The following is a 16123-nucleotide window of genomic DNA, read 5'->3' as shown; positions in this document are numbered from 1 at the left end:
TTCCCAAAATGCCCGCACACCGCCTTTGGATGAAAAGCGGCGCTTCTGGACGCGCGATATATTTCTATCATTCGTCCATATAAAATGACGGTAATCAGGACTGATATGATTTTTAGACATAAACTGACCAGCATCGTTTCCAGACCAAGCCCCAGTAATTCTCCGATTCCCATATCTTCAATCTGCGTTTCAAGAAGCGTTTTCAATGCTTCTGTAACATCAATAGATGCGGAACCGGTTATCATACCGCCAGCATTGGATACCACATGATTCGCTACATCAAAAATTGCCATCGCAATATCAAAAGTATGAGTAACAAGATATACCGCTACCCACATCTTGAAAATGTATTTGAAAAACATAAACGTATCCGTATCGTGCATATTGTTTTTTTCCATAATCATGGAAATCAGCTCATAACACAGTACAAATGTAATAATCATCCCCGCAATGGGGACAATGACATTATCCGACAGATTTTTTATCATGGAAAAAATGCCACTGTTCCAATTTTGGGGTGTTTTCCCAACCTCCGCAGCAATCGTTTCTACTTTGGTATTTACATCGGTAAACATGGTATCCAGGTTTGATGTGATCCAGCCTGTTAGCAGATCCTTTATGAACTCTGTTATTTTTTCGGTTATTCCACCCATTTATTTATCCAAACAAAGTTGCAAGCTGTGGAATCAGGTTTATTCCAATCAGTACGATGCCACCGCCCGCCATCAACTGTTTTATCCCCAATTAGGTGTAAAACTCTGCTCGATGGCGGGCGGCGGCGTACAAAAATCTATATGGTGTTTTTAAGAGAACCGTCCCGGCAGGACAGGTCAGGCAGTGACCTGTTCCACCTCCGGGATGGGTTTGAGATTAAAATGAATTTCGATAGAAATGTGTCTTATTTTATCTTCGTCAATGCGCTCATGCACGACGATTTCTTTGATTAAGCGGTTAAGGGTGGCTGCGTCCAGCTCTGTGATGTTGGCGTATTCCTGAATGGCTTCCACCCATTGTTTTGCGTCATTGGCAAGCTGGACTTCATCGGACAGCCGCTTCCTGCCCTCTGACACTTTTGTTTTAAGCTCCGTCTGCTCGGTCTGTGTCTTTTCCAGCATGGTGTTGAAATTCTGCTCACTGATACGCCCTGCAATCATATCCTCATAAAGCCGCATTACCATTTTGTCCAGAACCTCAATCCGTTCCTCGTCCCTTGTAAGGGAGCGTTCCATTGCTTCCCGCTGTTTCCGCTGCTCGGCTTCGCAGGTATTGGTCAGGCGGTCGGCAACCGCTTCCCCGTCCATCAGGGCGGCTCTGGCACATTCCCGGATTTTTCGCAGCACATGGCTGTAAAGGGTGTCATAATCAATCCGGTGCTGGGTGCAGTGGTTCTTTCCAAAGGCATTGTAGGTCTTGCAGGAATAAATTTGCTGGGGATGTTTTGCGTTTGTGTAGCGTATCGTCAGAGATTTCCCACACTCGCCGCATTTTATCAGTCCGGCAAACAGGCTGATTTCATTGGTCTGCCCCGGACGCTGGCGGGATTTCAGCTTGTTCTGCACAATATCAAAGCTCATGCGGTCAATCAGCGGTTCATGCTGTCCCTCCACCACAATCCAGTCCTCCGGCTTCTTTTCCCCAATCGTGCCGATTTTGAAACGGTAGTCTTTTTTCTGGGAAGCAATCGCCCCGGTGTAAACGGGATTCATCAAAAGGTCTTTGATAACGGAGAAGTCCCACATATACCGCCCATTTTCCGGGTCTTTCTTTTCCCATTTGGTGCGGGTATTGCGAAGCCCCCGTTCCCGGTTCCACCATGTGGGGCAGGGGATTTTTTCTTCCTCCAGCCGTCTGCGGATATAGTTCGGACCATGACCGTTTAGGGCATATCCGAAAATCAGCCGCACAATCGGGGCGGTTTCCTCGTCAATGAGCAGATGGTTTTTGTCCTCCGGGTCTTTCCGATACCCGAACGGGGCAAGACACCCGGTAAACTGTCCTTTCTGCGCTTTCAGAAGATAAGAGGAATGGACTTTCTTGGAAATATCCTTGCTGTACATCTCGTTCAGGATATTCTTGAACGGGGCAATATCGTTGTTATCACGCAGGGTGTCGATACCGTCATTCATGGCGATATAGCGGACACCGTTTCTTGGGAAAAAGTCCTCAATCAAATGCCCGGTTTGCAGATAGTTACGCCCCAGTCGGCTGAGGTCTTTCGTGATGACAAGGTTGATTTGCCTGCGCTCAATGGCTCTCAACATTCTCTGTAAATCAGGACGCTCCATATTAAGACCTGTGAAGCCATCGTCCTGATAGACTGCCACAACCTCCCATCCCTGCTTTTCGCAGTATTTTTCCAGCATATCACGCTGGTTTGCGATACTGGCACTTTCGCCTTGCAGGTCATCGTCCTTTGACAGCCTGCAATAGACCGCTGCACGATACCCTCCGGCAAGTGCCGAACCGATTGTTCTGTATTCCATTTCGTTCATCATAGCCATTTACCCACACAATCCAGACGGTATCTGGCTCTTTTGAACCTCATCTTCATTATAGCTCATATCTTTCCTTTTAGCAAGATATTCTTTCGTATTTGTCTTACCGTATTTCTGGGAAATCAGGCTGACGAACACATCGGTTGCGTCCAGTTCCCCGTCAAATACCGTTGTAACATGAATCTCTGTTTTGTTTTTTGCCATAGGCAGTTATCCTCCATACATGAAAATAGCCAGACAGAGGGTGTCGGCAACGAAGTCCGGCAACGGGCTTCAAAAGACCTTGCAAACAATCTCAATCTGGCGATGGTTACTATTTATACTTTTCTTTTATTTTTCTGTTGTTTTGGTTGTCATAGGGGAGAAAAGCCGATAGTTTCGGGATTTTCCCCGGCAACCGGCTCGGCAACGGGATAGCAACAGGGGGTGCAACGGGCTGCCATTTTCAGAACGGAAGCTCCATCTGTTCTGTGACCTCCACAAAACCGTCCATCGTTTTTTCAGACGGGTTGCCGGAGTCCGTTGCCGGGTTTTCACGCTCCCAGCCCTTTTGTCTGCCATATTCGGAAAACATTCTTGGGTTCGGGAAGTACCGCCAGCCGGAAATGCACTGGTTCATAATCTCGTTGATTTCCCGGATTTCCCATTGCTTCGGCTCGTCAAAGGCATGGTTCAAGGCTTCCTTGTAGAGCTGCTTGGAACAGACCATGCTCCCGGTGTACTTATCAAGATACGCCTGTATCATCCCGGCTTTGGTGTCCTCCGGCATAAAATCCCGCTGGTGTTCTTTGAGATACCGCTGCATGGCGGGGCTGAAAGCCAACTTGAACCTGCCGCTTCGGTAAATCTCCATCGCTTCTGCCCACATCTGCTCGATATAGGCTCTGGAAGCAGCTTCGTCCTCCAAAATGTGAACCTCGGCTTGCTCCGGGTACACCATGACGGGGATAAAGCGGCGGTTGCCGGAACGGTCAAGGGGCAGGAAGTCAAGGGCATTGGAAGTGCCGCCAAACACGCACTGACGGGGGCGGTCTGCCGGGTGGGTTTCATAAGGTATCTTGTAAACCTCTTTCTGCCGGCTTAAAAACGACTTGATTTCCTCAATGCTCTTGGCGTTTGCGGTTGCCATCATTTCCGACATTTCGATAATCCAGTGACCTTGCAGCTTGCGGTACACATTGTCATCGTCCAGCTTCCGCAAATCATCGGAGAACCACTCGTCCCGGACTGCCAGCAGACGGAAGAAGGTGGACTTTCCAGCCCCCTGACCGCCTACCAGACAGAGCATGATTTCAAATTTGCACCCTGGCTGAAAGGCTCGTGAGATTGCACCCAGCAGGAACAGCTTCAATGCTTCATAGGTGTAATCGTCTGCGTCCGCCCCCAGAAAGTGCCGCAGGCAGAAACGGATTCGCTCTGTCCCATCCCACACAAGAGTATTGAGATAGTCCCGGATGGGATGGTACTTGTTTTCATTCGCCACAATCCCGATGGCATTATCAATCTTTTTCTCATTGGTAAGCCCATAGGTTTCTTCCAGATAAAGAAGCAGATACTTCATGTCCGTATCGTTCAGGGCGGTGCTTTCTCTGTGGAAGCCGATGGGCTTTATGATGTCCTTGCGGTCGGTCAGGATGTTGTATGCGATAGCCCCGGAAAGCAGAGGGTCACGCTGGAATACGGTCAGGCAGTTCCGTATGCTCTGACGGACACCGCCTTTCTCGGTAGTTTCCAGCCCCGCCTTGATTTCCTCAACGCTCTGTGGCAGCTGCATGGCGTTCATGGTGTTTTTTAGTTCTTGCTGCGTCTGCGGCTGCAAACTCTGCCATTCGTTGTTCAAGCTGTATCACATCCTTTCCGTAGTCCGTAATCAAAGCCGCTTTTTCCTCTGTCTCCCCGAACAGCAGCACATCCAGCAGATATTCCACTTGGGCTTGCTTCTGTAAGGCTTCCACAAACCGGGGATGAAAGGCTTCCTCCGGGGAGTGCGGGACATAATCCTTTCTCCATGCCCGAAGCAGGTGGAGATAATCGGCAAGGATACGGGAGCAGCGGTTCTTTGCTTCCTGAAACTGTTCCTCCGGGGATTTCTGCCGGGGCTTGGGCTTTTTTACCTTTCCCGACGGTTTCCAGTCCTCATAGGAAATTCCAAAGTCCTGTGCCAGTTGTACGGCGGCTTCTTTCTTTCCCAGCCCATACAGGGCGGCGGTAAAATCAATCACATCCCCGTCCGTACCGCAGCCGAAGCAGTGGTAACGCCGATCCAGCTTCATGCTTGGGGTTTTATCGTTATGGAACGGGCAACAAGCCATCCCGTTCCGACCTACATGGATTCCATAATGCTCCGCAGCCTGTCTTGTTGTGACGGACTGCTTCACAGCTTCAAATACATTCAAATCTATCCCTCCTTGAAAATAAGAAAAGCACCTGACATTCTCTGATTGAAAATGGCAAGTGCCTGTTAAAGTTCCATATCCTGTTGTCTGTGTTTCGTCTGTGCCGAGGCGGTTCTTTGTGGTTTTTTCTCGTCAGCCTTATCCTGCAAGACTTCTTTGAGGGACTGCTTCTTGGGCGGCTCTTTGCTTTCTTCTGTGCCGGGTGTGGCTTTCCGTACCCAGTAGCGGATGTCCCGCAGCTTCTTCAAATCCTCCTGTACCTCGATCAGCGGTACTTTCAGTTCTGCGATTTCGCTGAGAAGTGTTTCCTGCTCCTCTTGCAGCTCCTTTTGGGTACTATCCTTATCGTCCGGGTGTTTGGCAAGGTAGGCGGTGGCTTTCTCATACCGGGCAACCTCCGGGTGTTCCTGTTTGAATTTCTCCTTTGTTTTCTTGAAAAATATCTTCTGGTATTTCTCATAGACGGGCTTACATTCTTTGCAGTCTGTCCGGCTGGCAAGAATCCCGTCAATCACTTTGCTGCGGGCTTCCTTTGGCTTCATCTGATTGCGGTAATCTGCGGCTGATTTCCCGGAAGATTCCAGAAATGCTTCTAAGTCCTCCACAGTGGAAAGCCCCTTTTGCCGGAGATAGGACAGGGCTTCGCTGACTGCCTTTAAGTCCTGTGAAGTCCCCCGGTTCTGTCCAGCCCTTGTCCAGTCCTTCCGTTCTTCCTTTCGTATCTCCATATACTTCATCAGCAGATTGGGAAGAAGTGTTGCTTCCTCCGCCGCCTTTTGTGCAAGCAGCTCTTTCCGTTTTTCGCCCAGCTCGGTAATCCAGCCTTTGAGGTTTTGGATAAGCTGCCGGATGGACTTCATCAGATTGTTGGCAGCTCTGATTTCCCGGTTCAGGTTTCCGATATTCGTCTGGATACCCCGCTTTTCCATCTGCCGGACAGCAGCTCCCTCATGGATAGTGGGGACTATATCAAGCCCCTGTCTGGCATAGGAACGCAAGTCCACACGCTCCGGGCGGTCATTGGCTTCCAGATAGCGGTTCTGGATGACCTCCCATTCATGCCGCCAGATTTCACAATACTTCTGGTCGTTCCAGTCAACCGTATCCTCCTTGTGGCTTTTCCATCTTCCGGACGGAAGTTTGATCCGTTCCCCATTCTCGTCAAGGTCATAAACCTTGCGGCTCTTGGGAAGCCATTTCCCATGTTCGTCCATTGCCCTCATAGTGAGCAGGACATGGGCGTGGGGATTGTGTCCCGGCGGATGGGGGTCATGGATTGCAAAATCAGCAATCATGCCTTTGGAAACAAACTGCTGCTCACAAAACTCCCGTACAAGGACAGCGTACTGGTCAGGCGGTATCTCTCTGGGGATGGTAAGCACCCACCGCCTTGCAAGCTGGGAGTTCCATTGTTTCTCCACCGCTTCGGCGGCGTTCCATAGGGTATTGCGGTCTGCATATTTCTGTGGGGCATTTGCCGGAAGAAGGATTTCATTGTGGACGATACCACGCTTTTCCGGGTAGTGCTTCACTTCCTGGTCGTATTCACAGAACAGCTTTTCGCCGCTCTGGTAGGCAGCGGCGGCAACCGCAGACTGCTGTTGGCTTCGCTGTACAATAGAAATTTCGTTGTGTGGACATGGCATTTTGTGTCCCTCCTTTCTATGCTTGGTGGATGGGGTGGAGTTTTACCACCTCATTTTTGGCAGAAAAAAAGCAGGAGATCTTTTTTAGATTTCCTGCTCGGTGTGCCGCTTTGTAGGTGGCGGGTATTTAGTTGTGAAAGTTCGGGACAAGTTGACCCGATGTATAAGAAATAATAAACCAGAAGTTTACAAGCTAAATTTGTTACAACAAAAATGTAAATACTCTTTAACCGATATTTCTTTGCTATTCAAAATTCCAATAACAACAAATATAACTTCTGCAACTGTAAGATAGCAGTCTTTCAAATCAAAAATAAAAAGGGTAGGTATCTGCAAAAAATCTAAACTTCCACCCCAAAACACCTTATCAATCAAGCTACATAAACATCCCGATATGCCACAAATCATTATCATTTTTACCCAAAAACTTGTATGTGCTCTTTTTGCCTGATATAGCATATATCCTGATAAAAAGAGGAACAAAACAAACACATTCAATAAAATGGTAACAAACGGACTTGATAATAATTCGAAGAAATTGCCAGCATAAGATAAACGAGTATTTAGTTCTGGATTAAATCTTAAAACTTTGGCTATTATATCAAATTCGTATTTCATAAATACTTTTGAAATTACTATTTTAACCATCTGGTCAATTAGAACCAATAATGCCACAGGTATAATAAACGGCTTAAACTTTTCCATCAGTAATACTTCCTCTCAAATTATTATTTTATTATTTCTTCTTTTTCGATTTAGGGGTAGGCAATTCTTCATACATAGCATTAAACAATCCTGTCAAAAACTCTTTATTATCAACTTCATCTACCAACAACATTTCTTTTGCTCCCTCGTAAGGTAACTCATACGAAACCGTTGGCATATAACTTATTGCTGATTTTACTGGTTTGACAAGTAATCTATCATCATAGATACCGCCTACAATCTTACCACAATAATAAATGACAAATTCGCCCATCATAGCTCGATAGGTAATTTCATTCAAGTCAGATAACTGACCTAAAATAAATTCTAAATATTCTTTGCTGGATGCCATAACTTTACCTCAATTTCTAAATTTATTACTGACTTCATTATACTTTATTGCTTATCGAAAAGATAGCATATTTTATGAAACTTGTCGGCTGGGAACAGCTTGCAACGCAAGGTGTCCCCAGATGGCAAGTCCACAAAAGGGTAGCTGGCGGCAGCCAGCGCAGGGGAAGCGTAGCGTCCCCTGTTTGATTTGGAGCAGACCATGACTGCGGAAAATCACAGCCCTCCGGCGAGGAGCCTTCGGAGAACGCAATGCACCAACCTCTGGGTGGTGTATAATTGCGCCCTTAGTAAACTAAGGGGGTTCCGGCATCTCCCGTTCCAGCAGTTTTTTCAATAGTTCCTGCGTGTCCTGTCTGTGAAAAATGAGTTTCAACAACAGCATGACATCATCATCTGTCAGGCGTTCCGGCTCTTGCAGAAAACTTTCCAGCATACCGCCACGGGTACAGAGCCGGTGCGTCCGTTCCTTTCGGGTAAGCTGTTTCAACTGGTGCTGCAATGCCTTTTCATCATTGATGGCTTTCCGCAGTTTCTTTTCGCTTTTTTCCAACTCCCGATTGAGTTTTTCCAGCTTTGAGGTATCAGGCAAGGGCAGCGTCCTCCTTTCCCGGTATCAGCACATAAATCCGGTTTGGTTCTCCAATGCCCTGACGCACCCGCATGATAAGTCCGGCAGTTTCCAGTTCATTCAGAGAACGCTTGACCGTCATGGAGCTGCGGGACAGGACTGCGGCAATGGCTGTGACAGGGAAGCAGACAAAGAGGATTCCGTTCTCGTCCTCCTGCCCTTTGGAGAGCATAGCGTCCAGCATCCGGCAGTACATGACCTTTGCGGTGCTGCTGACTGGAAATCCTGTCAACGCTCTGGGAAAAGGCATACAGGGCGGCAATGGTGTGTCTATCGTCATAAATTCAAAATTCATTCTGTGTGTTCCTCCTTTTTCTTTGCTCGTTTGGATAAATAACAGGGGCAGTCAATCACAACCGCCCGGAAGCTCTGCTTGCACCCATGCTGGCATTTCCGGCATAATTCGTTGTAAGTGACACGCCCCCGGTCATTGAGGTAAAAGGAAAGCTCATACTTCCTCTTTTTGCTCATTCTCGGCATATTGCGCTTCCTCCCGTTTTAGTGTATGGTTTCGGGGCGATTTTCGGTAAAATTACAGCCATAGAGCCGCTTAAAATCTCCCGAAGTATCAGCGATAGGGTAGACTGTCCCCCTATCAGATTGTTGTGTTTCGGTATCATTTCGGTGTCAGTTCGCCAGTTCTCCCCGGTGTCGTTCCTCCCCTGAATCTCACAGCGGCGTATCGCTCCCTTTGGTACGCTCGTTTTGGTCAGGGTTCCTCCATATCCCTGCCAAAATTCATGGCGCTACATCGCCGGGGAAGCATATCCCACACAGGCTGGTCATTCGATTGGAATAATCCATCGATGAACTACCTGTATCATAGAACATTTTTGTGCCCTGTGCCGTATGTCCACAAAGTAGGAATTAAGGGTAAAAATCAGAAATTTCCACGATTACGGAAAGTGTGATATAATCCAGATAAGCGGCAGCAATGAAACCGTTGGAAAGGAGCGTGTGCCCATGAAAGGAGCAACAAGCATACAGGAACGCCTTTGGGAACTCCGCAAGGACAAAGGCTTAAATCTGGAAGAACTATCAAAACTAACGGGTATTTCTAAATCAGCCCTTGGCAGTTATGAAAAAGAAGATTTTAAGGAAATCAATCATGGCAACCTTATCACGCTGGCAGACTTCTATGGGGTTTCCGTCGATTATCTGCTGTGCCGGACAGAGAACAGGGAGCAGATCAACACGCCACTGACGGAGCTGCATTTGAACGATGAAATGGTTGCACTTCTGAAAAGCGGTCGGATCAACAACCGTCTGCTCTGCGAACTTGCCACCCATAAGGACTTTATCAAGTTTCTTGCGGACATTGAGATTTATGTGGATGGGATTGCCACCATGCAGATTCAAAACCTCAACACCCTTGTCGATACTGTCCGACATGAAATCATAGAACGGTATCGCCCTGGCGAAGATGACCCACATTTGAAAGTGCTGCAAGCCGCCCATATCAGTGATGATGAATATTTCAGCCACATGGTTCTGGATGACCTAAACCTGATTATCCGGGATATTCGGGAAACCCATAAAAAGGATAGTGAGAGTGCGCCCCAGACCACTGTTGCCAATGAACTGAAAGAAAATCTGGAAGCGGTCGAAAATTTCAAGGGCAGCCGTTTGGAAAAACTGGCAGTGCTTTACTGCAAGCAGCTCGGTATCAACTATAAAAATCTGTCAGATGAAGAATTTCGCTGGCTTATTCGGATTCTCCAAAAATCAAAGAAAACGGGAACGCCTATCAACCAGAGGAAAAAACGGTAAAGGAAAACCGCTGTTGCATGGTTTGTTGGATTCCATGTAGCAGCGGTTTGTGCTGTGGTTATTACTTCATTCGTTTTCTTAATATTCGGCGATAATTTGTTTCTCCCTTTGGTGCGTCCTGTATAATTTCCAACACACCATCTTCAAGCATTTTATCAATGCGATTGGAAATCCATACATCACTAATTCCAAGTTGATATTTTCCTAAAACATTACCTATGACAATAGCCATTTTGAATTGCTCTGGCTGTTCCGCAATTTCACGAAGAATGAAACTATCATATATATCTTCTGAAACGCTTTGCAATTTACCATTTAACATTGCACGCAAAGGTGCATTTTCATTTTGAAGTTGATTCCATTTCATAGCACAAGCTGAAAGAAATACAGGATTAGCTTTCTCTTGTAGAGTTATATAGTTTCCCCATTCGCCAGGAGAGACCTCGCCCCATGCTATTTTGGATGTCATAGTATTTTCTTTTCCATATTCCCATGTAGGTAACTTAACCAAATAAATTGTTGTCTGGCAGTTTAAGGGTTGAAGTTGTTTCATAAGCCAATACATACCACAAAGCTCATCTGGATTATAGCTATACCAAATGCGAATTTCTTCCCCAGCTACATATCGTTCAATCACTGAGGTCAATGTAGTTTTAATTTTCTGTATTTTTTCTTCAACCTGATAATCTAAATCCTCTACAAAGCAGACAGACAGCATTTTCTTGAAAACATTTTTCCGCTGTTCGCCAATTCCATTATCAGAAATATCTCCCACACTAAGAGCCATATCAAAACAATAAACATCACAGCTCTTGCCTCCCAATGGAATAGCATTCTCCCAAGCAATGCGTTCTTGTTCCTGTGCTTGAAGCTGTGCTTTTTTCATTTCATCTGAAGATGGAACACTCCCGTCTTCATGCCTCATAAATATTGAAACAGCACTTCCTCTATACTTTCCCTTGCCGTAAGTTTGGGCAATTTTCAAACTTCCACAGGCACTTTCACCAAATACAATTTCAATCATCTTATATACCTCCGATTTAATTGCTCCCGTTATGAATAAATCATCTCATGCAAAACAATTTCTTCTGCCCGGTTATGAATGTTATTGCAACGCTGCACCCATTCCATTTGGTGGGTACGCTTCAATTCCTCGGTTACGCCCTCGGCAGTTTTCATCTGCTCCATGATGGTGTCTAACCGTTCCTGTGCCTGTTCGTTCAGGTCTGCAAGATATGTCCACAATTCCCCGGTCAGTATCAATGTATTCAATCTGGCTGGGTGGACTTCCCTTAAATATTCCCGGTGCATCCGTCCGTACTTTCCGATAGGGCGGTGTTCCTCCGGCAGTTTCAAGTCCGGGATGTAATAATCTCCGACAAGGATATAATCAATTCTGTTTTCCGTTATTCTTGGTTTCAATTCGCTCATGTTCCTTACCTCCTGTGGAAGCAGGCTCGTCTGGTACTAACTCAATCACATCGGTAATCTCACAATTCAGCGTTTCGCAGATACGGGCTAATGTATCCATGCTGATGTGCTTTCCCTCTTTGCTCATATTGGCAATCATATTTGTTGTCATACCAGCGGCAAGCCTTAAATCCTCTTTTCTCATATCACGCTCTAACAGTGTGTGCCAGAGTGGCTTATAGCTGATGTGCATATTGTTTTCCTGCCTTTCTATCTATACCACCGGGGCGGCTGCCCCGGCAGGAACTTTTCTCTTATTATAGCACCAATCTTGTGAAATCACAATTTATTCTTGTAGCCTGCCGCTGATACCGTCTGGATTGTGCTTTTCCTTTCGTTTTTTGTTCCAACTAATTAGCCATGAACTGTTTTATCCCTTGTGACTTTGCACCCGGATTGTCCGTTCCATATCCTTCCAGCAGATTGATCACTCCCCAGGCTGCAAGTCCGGCTCCGATCGCACAAACCAATGTTTTTAAGGTCGTAATTGCCGTTGTAAAAAATGCCATAAGTGTACCTTTGGAAAACTTACATTTTCCAGTCCTTTCTTAGATTTTTTCCAGAAAGGGAAGAAAACACTATATAAACCCTGCCTTTTGTGCTACACTAAGCATAGGATTTTCTACTTGGAAAATCCCTCACACGTACAGTCGGTATATTCATTTTCGTCGATGGATACCGACTGTTCCTTTTTTCCAAATTATTCATGATTTCCTCCCATGATCCACTTCCCGACAATTTGTCGAGAAGTTACATCTGATACAATTCCACTTCATCCTCTGGTTTCAGTATCAGATTAGTACTCAGATATTTTTCAATATCAAAGGTATTCTTTTTGTCATAATCGGACAGATATTTGTAGTTTTTATGTTTGCAAATATCGTATTTATTTGAGAAAAATGGTCTGACACCTCTCACCTGCAGAATACATTTTCCCCCGTCCATGACTGCTATTTCATCTTGGCTCATCAACTCCTTTCCTGTTTTCTGGTAGTTCATTCCATAAGACCGCTGACTGCCTCTCGTATCCGATGTGTTATAAAGATCTATGGTTTCTTTTCCCAAAATCTCCGCTATTTCCTTTAATGTCGTTTTTTCCTTTCCACCCAGGAATAAGGTCGTATCACAGTTCCCTTCGATGGTATCGGCATTATCCTTATAAATTGCCTTAAGCTGAGACTTTGACTGCAAAATAATAGAAGCTGAGATTTCCCGGCTTCTAATCGTAGCAATCAGTTTTTCGAATTTAGGAATTTGTCCGATGTTCGCAAACTCGTCCAGGAGACACCGCACATGAATTGGAAGTCTGCCTCCATATACATCATCAGCTCTGTCACAGAGCAGATTAAAAAGCTGTGTGTACATAATAGAAACAATAAAATTAAAGGTATCATCGGTATCTGAAATAATAACAAACAATGCAGTTTTCCTGTCACCAACCAGATCCAGTTCCAGTTCGTCATAACTCATAAGCTCCCGCAGTTCCGCAATATCAAAGGGTGCGAGTCTTGCACCACAACTGATCAGAATAGATTTTGCTGTCTTACCTGCAGCCAGCTTGTATTTTTTGTACTGCCTTACCGCAAAATGGTTCGGGTCTTTCTGCTCCAGTTCATCAAACATCAGATCCACTGGATTCTTGAAATTCTCATCATCTTCCCTGGCTTCTGACGCATTGATCATTTCCAACAGAGTATTAAAATTTTTTTCTTCTTCCCTGCCTTCATACCAGATATAACCAATCAGGGCACAATAATAGAGTTTTTCCGCCTTTACCCAAAAATCCTCACCCGATTGCTGCCCTTCACCTTTGGTGTTAGCAATAATGGTTGTTACCAGTTTTAGAATATCTTTTTCACTGCGGATATATACAAATGGATTATAGTGCATGGATTTTTTGAAATTAATTGTATTCAAAACTTTGATTTTATACGGTTCGTATATAATTTTTCCCTCTTTGTCCCGCACGATTTTTCCATTCTCATCCGTCATCGGACTGCCTTTTGCCAGCATACTGCCAACCTCCAGAAGCACAGTTCCCTTCGGATCAGTAATCACATAAGAGCTGTGCATCTGCATAATGTTAGGCTTTACAAAAAATCTGGTTTTTCCAGAACCGGAACCGCCAATTACCAGAATGTTTTTATTCCTGGCGTATTTCGGATTCTTTGGTCTGCTTGACATAGTAAGACTCTCTGTTTCTGTGAGAATAATATTATTTTCAAATTCAGGATCAGCATATGGTCGTATATCTTTTTCTGTTCCCCATCTGGCAGAACCATACTCCACACCCAGTCGATATTTCCTGGCATTTTTCGTGCGGTAAATAATAATAAGCTTTACAACCACGCCGCCTGCGATTCCACACAACAAATCTATATGATTCAAACTTGGCCAGAGATTCTGAAACGCCAGTTCAAAATAAGTAATGGTATTCATAAATTTATCCCAGGAAGTTGCTCCGGTGTTTACCCTATACAGCCAGGCAATCTTATTGAAAAAATAAGCAAACATCAGATAGGGGAAATTAGCTAAAAACAGCTTTTTCTGATCTGCCCTCTTCAATTCACTTGCCTTGTCCGTAATCAGATTTTTCACATCCGCAAGCATTTTTCCTGGGATACTCTCTGAAGAAAAAAAAGCTTTTCCAGATATTTTTCTCTTTTTCGGAGAGCCTCTGATATGCTGAACTTTTCCTCTTTTCTTCTTATGCTGCTGTTTTTTCTCCGTCATAAACTCTGCCCTCTGTCTTTCTGCTGTTCTCTTGCTCGTTCTCTGTTCTTTCCTTTAGACACAGCATCCTTAAAGTGCATAAGTTTTTTCATAATAGATGGTTTATCCTTTTTATTCATCTGTACACCCAAATATTTCTTAAATGCCAGATTCATCATTTCTGTATCCTGCCCTTTAAAGAACACATAGTAAGTCGGTGGCTTGGTCGAACTGTCTTTTTTCAAGGCAAAATCTAAGCGGTATTTCTTCGCCACACGCTCAAAAGACTTGATATTTCCATCTGTGATTTCAATATTGGATAAACCAGAACCCTGGCTTTTCAATTCTTTGTATGACTGTTTTCCAACCTTGTAAGGATTCTTTCCCTTTTGCTTCTGTCCTGACAGATACTTCCGCAGCATATTTTTTAACACGTCGGCAGTCACTCTTGCAGTTTTAACCGACAATGCGATTGTTTTCTGTGTAACTTCTTCCTGCAATTTGCACGCCTCCTTTCGATTCTGATCAGCAAATTATGGTGGAACTAACAGATGGGGGAGATATATTTTCATTGGAATTTGGCTCCTTTCCACTTCCCGACAAATTGTCGAGAAGTATTCTTTTATTCATAAGAAAAAGCCATAGTGCTAACTATGACTTCTTCCCTGCATTATTCATCCTCTTCTAATTCAAACATTTCTTCGCTTTCTTGTATTTTCAGTTCCAAATATTCAAGGATTTCCGCTTTTACCATATCAATATCTCTTATAATTGCTTTATTCTGTGATAAATTTTCCTTATAAAATTCCAAGTATGTTATTCTTTGATTTTGCATTCTTACTTTTGTACATAAAGCTCTCTTTATTTTTTGTGGAATAAGATATTTTTCTATACTTTCCTCAAGATCAGACATTAAATCTGGTGAATACAAAATTAAATGATAGTTCTGCAACCAATAGGATTCTTGTGTACACGTTCTTAAATAATTTATTTCTTCTTCCTTAAACAAATGATCTTTTAAGTAATATGATATTAGTATTTGATTACATGATTTTGCTACTGCCCCACTGTATTCTTGCAATATTTCATTAAAACCAAATACAGAAATTGCATAGAAATAATATAATTGTTCCTCATTATAATTATTTCTTAAACATTCCTTATATCTTACCTTAAAGAATTGAGTTAATTTGTTTTTATCAAAATTCTGCATTTCTGCAAATCTGTCAGCAGCATATAACATTGATTCTGGCGAATATTTCAATAAAAAACACAGCTGATGATAATCATATTCTTTAACCTGGAATTTTCCTAATGGCAATTCTCGAAAATACTTTATTTTAAATAGATTATTAATAAATACCTTCTTCAATTTGTAATCATCTAATTTAGACATACGGTATACCATTTGATTAATAAAGCAAAGTTTATTATCCGTCTTTTCATTGCTAAAATGCGTATTGCAATGTGCAACTACTTTTTTCCAATATCTTGCAACAACATTATGGTTATTAAAAGTCTCATAGGTCCATATTTCTTTTTTATCACTTCTTTCCAAATCAAACTGCTCTAATACTTTATCAAAAATTGATATAATTCCATCGTTATCTTCTTTATTGCAGAAAAAGTAAAAATCATCTGAAAAATACGAAAAAATACAATCAATATTCTGCTCCATAAGCATATTTTCTATAGAGACACTTATTTTACTTAATATGCTCTCTGCAAAGTACAATGATATGTAATTTCCCATCAGTAAACCATTAGTTTCACCGCAATTCATATTTGAAAGATATCTTTCTCCATGTCCATTAAAATCTATATTATGTGTATATATTCTTCCGTAATATTCCTTGACATCTAATCTAATTAAATTATCATAAATACATAAATTAACTTGTTGTGCTAGATAAAATAAAATATAAAGAAACTTCAACAAAATGTGCT

The 16123-nt window shown here is 43.5% G+C and carries 19 protein-coding genes and 1 pseudogene; 1 reads left to right on the top strand and 19 read right to left on the bottom strand.

Going from position 1 to position 16123, the window contains the following annotated elements; all coding sequences use genetic code 11:
* The 12 genes and pseudogenes from DWX28_RS17660 to DWX28_RS17600 all read right to left on the bottom strand — a co-directional run.
* The coding region (locus DWX28_RS17660) for a VirB6/TrbL-like conjugal transfer protein, CD1112 family (RefSeq protein ID WP_118254352.1) at positions 1 to 653 on the bottom strand (653 nt) is incomplete at its 3' end.
* A 4-nt stretch (positions 654 to 657) separates the two neighbouring features.
* Positions 658 to 741, bottom strand: a pseudogene (locus tag DWX28_RS17655) (Maff2 family mobile element protein); the annotation flags it as partial.
* Between the two features lie 89 nt (positions 742 to 830).
* Complete coding sequence (locus DWX28_RS17650; protein WP_117547919.1) at positions 831 to 2501, bottom strand: recombinase family protein; 1671 nt, start codon at positions 2499 to 2501, stop codon at positions 831 to 833.
* Positions 2502 to 2699 carry a hypothetical protein gene (locus DWX28_RS17645; RefSeq protein ID WP_003020324.1) on the bottom strand — a complete coding sequence of 66 codons (198 nt, stop codon included), beginning with the start codon at positions 2697 to 2699 and terminating at the stop codon, positions 2502 to 2504.
* A 241-nt stretch (positions 2700 to 2940) separates the two neighbouring features.
* Positions 2941 to 4278: a virulence-associated E family protein gene (locus DWX28_RS17635; protein WP_118049616.1), complete on the bottom strand. Its 1338-nt coding sequence runs from the start codon at positions 4276 to 4278 to the stop codon at positions 2941 to 2943.
* Positions 4247 to 4891 (bottom strand): CHC2 zinc finger domain-containing protein, encoded by a 645-nt coding sequence (locus DWX28_RS17630; RefSeq protein WP_118049617.1) that lies wholly within the window; start codon positions 4889 to 4891, stop codon positions 4247 to 4249. Before DWX28_RS17630 ends, DWX28_RS17635 begins: the two co-directional genes overlap by 32 nt.
* A gap of 65 nt (positions 4892 to 4956) precedes the next feature.
* Positions 4957 to 6537 carry a MobQ family relaxase gene (mobQ, locus tag DWX28_RS17625; RefSeq protein WP_118254350.1) on the bottom strand — a complete coding sequence of 527 codons (1581 nt, stop codon included), beginning with the start codon at positions 6535 to 6537 and terminating at the stop codon, positions 4957 to 4959.
* A 186-nt stretch (positions 6538 to 6723) separates the two neighbouring features.
* On the bottom strand, positions 6724 to 7242 hold the full coding sequence (locus tag DWX28_RS17620) for a signal peptidase II (RefSeq protein ID WP_109258347.1): 519 nt from the start codon (positions 7240 to 7242) through the stop codon (positions 6724 to 6726).
* A 31-nt stretch (positions 7243 to 7273) separates the two neighbouring features.
* Positions 7274 to 7594 carry a TfoX/Sxy family protein gene (locus tag DWX28_RS17615; RefSeq protein WP_109258346.1) on the bottom strand — a complete coding sequence of 107 codons (321 nt, stop codon included), beginning with the start codon at positions 7592 to 7594 and terminating at the stop codon, positions 7274 to 7276.
* A 294-nt stretch (positions 7595 to 7888) separates the two neighbouring features.
* Positions 7889 to 8185 (bottom strand): DUF3847 domain-containing protein, encoded by a 297-nt coding sequence (locus DWX28_RS17610; protein WP_005927679.1) that lies wholly within the window; start codon positions 8183 to 8185, stop codon positions 7889 to 7891.
* A complete protein-coding gene (locus DWX28_RS17605; RefSeq protein WP_005927681.1) occupies positions 8178 to 8519 on the bottom strand; it encodes a DeoR family transcriptional regulator in 342 nt (113 codons plus the stop codon). The genes DWX28_RS17610 and DWX28_RS17605 overlap by 8 nt, the downstream gene beginning before the upstream one ends.
* Entirely contained in the window at positions 8516 to 8704 is a 189-nt protein-coding gene (locus DWX28_RS17600; protein WP_005927683.1) for a hypothetical protein, read from the bottom strand. Before DWX28_RS17600 ends, DWX28_RS17605 begins: the two co-directional genes overlap by 4 nt.
* Positions 8705 to 9187: 483 nt before the next feature.
* Here DWX28_RS17600 and DWX28_RS17590 point away from each other — a divergent pair, with 483 nt between their 5' ends.
* Positions 9188 to 9994, top strand: a complete 807-nt coding sequence (locus DWX28_RS17590) for a helix-turn-helix domain-containing protein (protein ID WP_005924756.1) — start codon at positions 9188 to 9190, stop codon at positions 9992 to 9994.
* Between the two features lie 61 nt (positions 9995 to 10055).
* Here DWX28_RS17590 and DWX28_RS17585 read toward each other — a convergent pair whose 3' ends face one another.
* The 7 genes from DWX28_RS17585 to DWX28_RS17555 all read right to left on the bottom strand — a co-directional run.
* Positions 10056 to 11018, bottom strand: a complete 963-nt coding sequence (locus DWX28_RS17585; protein WP_005927687.1) for a DUF3658 domain-containing protein — start codon at positions 11016 to 11018, stop codon at positions 10056 to 10058.
* Between the two features lie 29 nt (positions 11019 to 11047).
* Positions 11048 to 11425: a TnpV protein gene (locus DWX28_RS17580; protein ID WP_118049619.1), complete on the bottom strand. Its 378-nt coding sequence runs from the start codon at positions 11423 to 11425 to the stop codon at positions 11048 to 11050.
* Positions 11385 to 11657 (bottom strand): helix-turn-helix domain-containing protein, encoded by a 273-nt coding sequence (locus tag DWX28_RS17575; protein ID WP_118049620.1) that lies wholly within the window; start codon positions 11655 to 11657, stop codon positions 11385 to 11387. Before DWX28_RS17575 ends, DWX28_RS17580 begins: the two co-directional genes overlap by 41 nt.
* Positions 11658 to 11814: 157 nt before the next feature.
* Positions 11815 to 11973, bottom strand: coding sequence for a Maff2 family mobile element protein (locus DWX28_RS17570; protein WP_005426591.1), 159 nt, complete (start codon positions 11971 to 11973; stop codon positions 11815 to 11817).
* Positions 11974 to 12214: 241 nt separating this feature from the next.
* The gene (locus DWX28_RS17565; protein ID WP_243002481.1) at positions 12215 to 14074 is read right to left on the bottom strand and encodes a VirD4-like conjugal transfer protein, CD1115 family; all 1860 of its coding nucleotides are present in this window, start codon (positions 14072 to 14074) and stop codon (positions 12215 to 12217) included.
* Positions 14075 to 14193: 119 nt separating this feature from the next.
* Positions 14194 to 14676, bottom strand: coding sequence for a PcfB family protein (locus DWX28_RS17560; RefSeq protein ID WP_117457903.1), 483 nt, complete (start codon positions 14674 to 14676; stop codon positions 14194 to 14196).
* Positions 14677 to 14846: 170 nt separating this feature from the next.
* Positions 14847 to 16123, bottom strand: a 1277-nt coding sequence (locus DWX28_RS17555; RefSeq protein WP_118254347.1) for a hypothetical protein, incomplete at its 5' end; no start/stop codon positions are given.

It is taken from the genome of Blautia sp. AF19-10LB, assembly GCF_003461245.1.
GTDB classification, from domain to species: domain Bacteria; phylum Bacillota; class Clostridia; order Lachnospirales; family Lachnospiraceae; genus Blautia_A; species Blautia_A intestinihominis.
The sequence above is the reverse complement of the archived record's forward strand: the minus strand, read 5'-3'. Positions and strand labels throughout refer to the sequence as shown.

Bases quoted from the DNA above. Each gene is read 5' to 3' on its own strand.
- DWX28_RS17650 (WP_117547919.1), bottom strand. From the start codon at position 2,501: ATGGCTATGATGAACGAAATGGAATACAGAACAATCGGTTCGGCACTT.
- DWX28_RS17645 (WP_003020324.1), bottom strand. From the start codon at position 2,699: ATGGCAAAAAACAAAACAGAGATTCATGTTACAACGGTATTTGACGGG.
- DWX28_RS17635 (WP_118049616.1), bottom strand. From the start codon at position 4,278: ATGAACGCCATGCAGCTGCCACAGAGCGTTGAGGAAATCAAGGCGGGG.
- mobQ (WP_118254350.1), bottom strand. From the start codon at position 6,537: ATGCCATGTCCACACAACGAAATTTCTATTGTACAGCGAAGCCAACAG.
- DWX28_RS17620 (WP_109258347.1), bottom strand. From the start codon at position 7,242: ATGGAAAAGTTTAAGCCGTTTATTATACCTGTGGCATTATTGGTTCTA.
- DWX28_RS17615 (WP_109258346.1), bottom strand. From the start codon at position 7,594: ATGGCATCCAGCAAAGAATATTTAGAATTTATTTTAGGTCAGTTATCT.
- DWX28_RS17605 (WP_005927681.1), bottom strand. From the start codon at position 8,519: ATGAATTTTGAATTTATGACGATAGACACACCATTGCCGCCCTGTATG.
- DWX28_RS17600 (WP_005927683.1), bottom strand. From the start codon at position 8,704: ATGCCGAGAATGAGCAAAAAGAGGAAGTATGAGCTTTCCTTTTACCTC.
- DWX28_RS17590 (WP_005924756.1), top strand. From the start codon at position 9,188: ATGAAAGGAGCAACAAGCATACAGGAACGCCTTTGGGAACTCCGCAAG.
- DWX28_RS17585 (WP_005927687.1), bottom strand. From the start codon at position 11,018: ATGATTGAAATTGTATTTGGTGAAAGTGCCTGTGGAAGTTTGAAAATT.
- DWX28_RS17580 (WP_118049619.1), bottom strand. From the start codon at position 11,425: ATGAGCGAATTGAAACCAAGAATAACGGAAAACAGAATTGATTATATC.
- DWX28_RS17575 (WP_118049620.1), bottom strand. From the start codon at position 11,657: ATGCACATCAGCTATAAGCCACTCTGGCACACACTGTTAGAGCGTGAT.
- DWX28_RS17570 (WP_005426591.1), bottom strand. From the start codon at position 11,973: ATGGCATTTTTTACAACGGCAATTACGACCTTAAAAACATTGGTTTGT.
- DWX28_RS17565 (WP_243002481.1), bottom strand. From the start codon at position 14,074: ATGCTTGCGGATGTGAAAAATCTGATTACGGACAAGGCAAGTGAATTG.